This window comes from Streptomyces sp. CO7 (assembly GCF_053474865.1).
In genome coordinates this window covers 414704-418473 of sequence record NZ_JBRIOU010000003.1, presented here as the reverse complement: position 1 = coordinate 418473, position 3770 = coordinate 414704, and the positions used below count along the sequence as shown (strand labels likewise).

The 3770-nt window shown below is 71.0% G+C and carries 5 protein-coding genes; 1 reads left to right on the top strand and 4 read right to left on the bottom strand.

The window, feature by feature from the left end:
• Positions 1 to 19 precede the first annotated feature (19 nt).
• From ACOV8S_RS11830 to ACOV8S_RS11820, 3 genes are all read right to left on the bottom strand, one after another.
• Positions 20 to 376 carry a chorismate mutase gene (locus ACOV8S_RS11830; protein ID WP_448317735.1) on the bottom strand — a complete coding sequence of 119 codons (357 nt, stop codon included), beginning with the start codon at positions 374 to 376 and terminating at the stop codon, positions 20 to 22.
• Between the two features lie 439 nt (positions 377 to 815).
• Positions 816 to 1421 (bottom strand): DUF4328 domain-containing protein, encoded by a 606-nt coding sequence (locus tag ACOV8S_RS11825; RefSeq protein WP_448317734.1) that lies wholly within the window; start codon positions 1419 to 1421, stop codon positions 816 to 818.
• Between the two features lie 217 nt (positions 1422 to 1638).
• Positions 1639 to 2070, bottom strand: coding sequence for a winged helix-turn-helix transcriptional regulator (locus ACOV8S_RS11820; protein WP_448317733.1), 432 nt, complete (start codon positions 2068 to 2070; stop codon positions 1639 to 1641).
• 130 nt (positions 2071 to 2200) lie between these two features.
• Here ACOV8S_RS11820 and ACOV8S_RS11815 point away from each other — a divergent pair, with 130 nt between their 5' ends.
• Positions 2201 to 3073 (top strand): aldo/keto reductase family oxidoreductase, encoded by an 873-nt coding sequence (locus ACOV8S_RS11815; protein ID WP_448317732.1) that lies wholly within the window; start codon positions 2201 to 2203, stop codon positions 3071 to 3073.
• A 460-nt stretch (positions 3074 to 3533) separates the two neighbouring features.
• On the opposite strand, the gene ACOV8S_RS11810 is transcribed toward ACOV8S_RS11815, so the two are convergent.
• On the bottom strand, positions 3534 to 3725 hold the full coding sequence (locus ACOV8S_RS11810; protein ID WP_382552439.1) for a DUF6011 domain-containing protein: 192 nt from the start codon (positions 3723 to 3725) through the stop codon (positions 3534 to 3536).
• Between the last annotated feature and the right edge of the window lie 45 nt (positions 3726 to 3770).

Below are 3770 nucleotides of genomic sequence, written 5' to 3'. Positions count from 1 at the left end.
CACGGGGGCGGCGGCGGGGTCAGGCAGGGGTGCCGTCACCGGTGTCGTCGCCGGTGTCGTCGGTCTGCTCGGCGATCCGCTCGTGGTGGCGGATGACCTCGGCGATGACGAAGTTGAGCAGCTTCTCCGCGAAGGCGGGGTCGAGCTTGGCGCTCTCGGCGAGCCGCCGGAGCCGGGCGATCTGCTCGGACTCGCGGTTCGGGTCGGCGGGCGGCAGCTGGTGCTTGGCCTTGAGGAAGCCGACCTGCTGGGTGCACTTGAAGCGTTCGGCGAGCATGTGGACGACGGCGGCGTCGATGTTGTCGATGCTGTCGCGCAGGCGGCCGAGCTCCTCGCGGACGGCGGGGTCGACGGGGGCGTTGTTGCTGGTCGTCATGGTCGATCACTGTAGGCGGCGGCGTTCCCCCGGGGCGAGCGCGGGGCGGCGGGTCCCACACTGTGGTCCGCCGCGGTACCCCTTCGGCGCCGTTCAGCCCTCTCCCGGTGCCTGGCCGCACCGCCCGGCCGCCCGCGCGGCCACGCGGCGCGCTCTCGCCGCGCCTGGTCCAGGGGGCGTGCGGCGTCGTTGTGCACGGCGTGCCGGTCCCCTCCGAGGAACCCCCGCCCCGACGCGCCCGACCAGGGTGACGACGGAGGCGAGGTCCGGCTCCGGCCGCTGGGCTGGGCCCGGCGTCCCTCGCCGTCGCGGTCGTGGAGCTCGCGGTACGTCCGGGTGGTGAGGGGGCCCGGGGCGTCGGGCCCCTACGTCGGGATCGGAGAGCCGGAGGATCTCGCGGACGTCGTCCAGGTGCGAGCCGCTCCGCGGCTGCCGCGGCTCAGGCCTGGGCGACGGGTGTGCCGGGCGCGGCAGCGGTGTCGCAGGCCGCCGAGGACTGCAGCGTGGTGATGCGCTGGATCATGAGCCCGGCGAGGACGGCTGCGGCGAACATGAGCACCTGGCCCACCACCAGCACGGCGAGCGAGTCCGGGGACGTCTGGGCGAAGAAGCCGAGGAGCAGCGCGTGGCCCACCCACGCGGCCCACCAGGCGTTCACCAGGGCGTTGTCCCGCTTCGTCCACGACGGGGAGCTCGCCCGGCCGACCTGGAGCAGGAACCCCCGCGGGACGATGAAGTTGGCCACCGGGACGAACCACGCGCCGACCGTCCAGCCGGCGCCGGGCAGCGGCGCGTCGGGGGACATCTGCTCCGCGATGCGGCGGGACCGAACGAGCCACAGGAGGAAGAGGATCACCGCGAGGAACATCAGGTTCCCCAGGAGCAGGGAGTTCCGGCCCGCCGTGTCGGTGCTGGCGGCCATGGGTTCGAGGTGGCTGTCCCGGAAGGACGTGGCGCGGAACAGGTCGGCCACTGCTGCAACCGCGATCGCCGCCTGAGCGGAACGGGCGAGGAGCCAGGGGGCCTTGTGCGGGGTGTTCGTCATCGTGCGGCCTGTTTCTGCGAGGTCTTCCGCGGCCGCGGCGGACGCCGGGGCGACGTGATCATAGGGTTTGCGCGCCGCACGTGCGTGCGACTTTCCCCCAGCCAGGGAGGCCGCTTTCTCGCTGTCGCCACAGCAGCGGAGACGACGTCGGCGAACCGGGCGACGGGTCCGGTGAGGTCGATGCCGGCAGCAGACACGGAGAACGCTGCCACGCCGGCTAAGAAGCTTGTGCGTCGTGGCTCTCACGATGGGCCAGGACTTGTTCCATGTGGGTCTGGGCCCACTGCCTGAGCTCGCGTGTCAGATGGTGCAGTGAGAGGCCGAGGCCGGTCAGCTCGTAGGTGACGGTGACAGGGACCGTGGGTGTCACGGTGCGGATGAGCAAGCCGTCGCGTTCGAGAGACCGAAGGGTCTGGGTCAACATCTTCTGGCTGACGCCGGCCAGGAGCCGGGCCAGTTCGGAGTAGCGCATCGCCTTCGGGGCGTGCGATGCGCCGGACTGTTCGGGTGTGTCACCACCCAGTGCACACAGGATCAGGACGACCCACTTGTCCGAGATCCGGTCGAGGAGCTGGCGGCTGGGGCACACCGCCAGGAACGCGTTGTACTCCGCTGTGGCCTGCGCCCTCTTGTCGGCCTTCGTCGTCACTGATCTCGCCTCTCACCTTCTGGGGTGTTACGCACTTCGAAGTGCCTACTTCCCAACGGGAAGTTGCTCTCCAATGCTGGTGCAAGGGGGCTGGAGACACCACCCCTGGCATGAAGTGAAAGGCACCACTATGGACACGCCCTCCACACCCCTTCCCGGCGGAACCTGGACGCTGGGTGACACGTCCGTCACCCGGTTCGGTTACGGCGCGATGCAGCTCTCCGGTCCGTGGGTCATGGGGCCGCCTGCCGATCACGACGGCGCTCTGGCCGTGCTGCGCGAGGCAGTCAGCCTCGGGATCACCCACATCGACACCAGCGACGCCTACGGACCGCGCATCACGAATGAGCTGATCCGTGAAGCGCTGCACCCCTACCCGGAGCCGCTGTTCATCGCCACCAAGGTGGGCGCGACCCGCGACGCGCAGGGCGGCTGGCCCACCGCCCGGCGCCCCGAAGACCTGCGCAAGCAGGTCCATGAAAACCTCGAAGCCCTGGGCGTCGATACCCTCGACCTGGTCAACATGCGCATGGGCGACGCTCAGGGTCCCCACGCCGGCTCCATCGCCGAAGCATTCGAGACACTCGCCGACCTCCAGCAAGAGGGCCTGATACGCCACCTCGGCGTCAGCAATGTCACCGGAGAGCAGGTCGCTGAGGCGCGCGGCATCGCCCCGATCGTGTGCGTGCAGAACATGTACAACCTCGCCCACCGTCACGACGACGACCTGGTCGACCACCTCGCCGCCGATGGCATCGCCTACGTACCGTTCTTCCCTCTGGGAGGCTTCACGCCGCTGCAGTCCGAAGTCCTCTCGCAAGTCGCGAACCGACTGGAGGCGACGCCGATGTCGGTCGCGCTGGCCTGGCTGGTGCAGCGCTCGCCGAACATTCTGCTCATCCCCGGTACTTCGTCCATCGCCCACCTGCGCGAGAACATCGCAGGCGCCGGCCTCTCCCTCTCAGAGGAGGATGTGGCCGAACTGGACGGCATCGGCCGCTGACCAATACACAGGACACCAACCGAGACCGCACTGTCGAGCGGACCAGGGGAAGATGCCGGCGATAGGTCGGCAGCGGGCATCGGCGGCGAGGTGGCTTCGTGGTCAGCCCGCCGCGGGACCTGCCGATGGCGTGGTCGCCGGGTTCGCCGGCCGGGGCCCCTTTTTACGGGCCCCGGCCGCGTAGGTGGGCCCCCACCGCACCCCGGCTTCCGGACCTGGCAGGACGCCGAGGTCGAACGGCGGCTGACCGCCACGTCGCCGGTGACCACCACGGCGGCACGAGGTCACGCTGGTGCTCCAGCTCGGTCAGCAGGAGGCGGAGTGCGCCGCGCCGTCCGCGCGGTCGAGGCGGGTGTCGGAGAGACGCAGCAGCCGCGTGCCCCGACGCCGGCCTCCACCGCCCGGGGCGGACCATCGCTTTCGGGCAAGGCGGTGCCCGGCCCGGCCCCCGTCCGGCCGGTCACAGGCCCGGCAGCGGCTCCTGGTCGACGTCGTGGGAGCGGTGCTCGAACCTCCGGTCCGGGTCGCACTCCGGTCCGAAGCCCCTGCGGCGGGACTCCGCGTCCCGGAGTTCGGATCCGCACAGGCGGCACCACACGCGGCGCGGGAGGCCCGGCGGCGGGTCGGTGAGTGCTTCCTGCTGGTGGGTCATGCGTCCAGTGTGGGGGCAGGCGGCCGCCTCGGGGCAACCCCGGGG

Bases quoted from the DNA above. Each gene is read 5' to 3' on its own strand.
- ACOV8S_RS11810 (WP_382552439.1), bottom strand. From the start codon at position 3,725: ATGACCCACCAGCAGGAAGCACTCACCGACCCGCCGCCGGGCCTCCCG.
- ACOV8S_RS11815 (WP_448317732.1), top strand. From the start codon at position 2,201: ATGGACACGCCCTCCACACCCCTTCCCGGCGGAACCTGGACGCTGGGT.
- ACOV8S_RS11830 (WP_448317735.1), bottom strand. From the start codon at position 376: ATGACGACCAGCAACAACGCCCCCGTCGACCCCGCCGTCCGCGAGGAG.
- ACOV8S_RS11825 (WP_448317734.1), bottom strand. From the start codon at position 1,421: ATGACGAACACCCCGCACAAGGCCCCCTGGCTCCTCGCCCGTTCCGCT.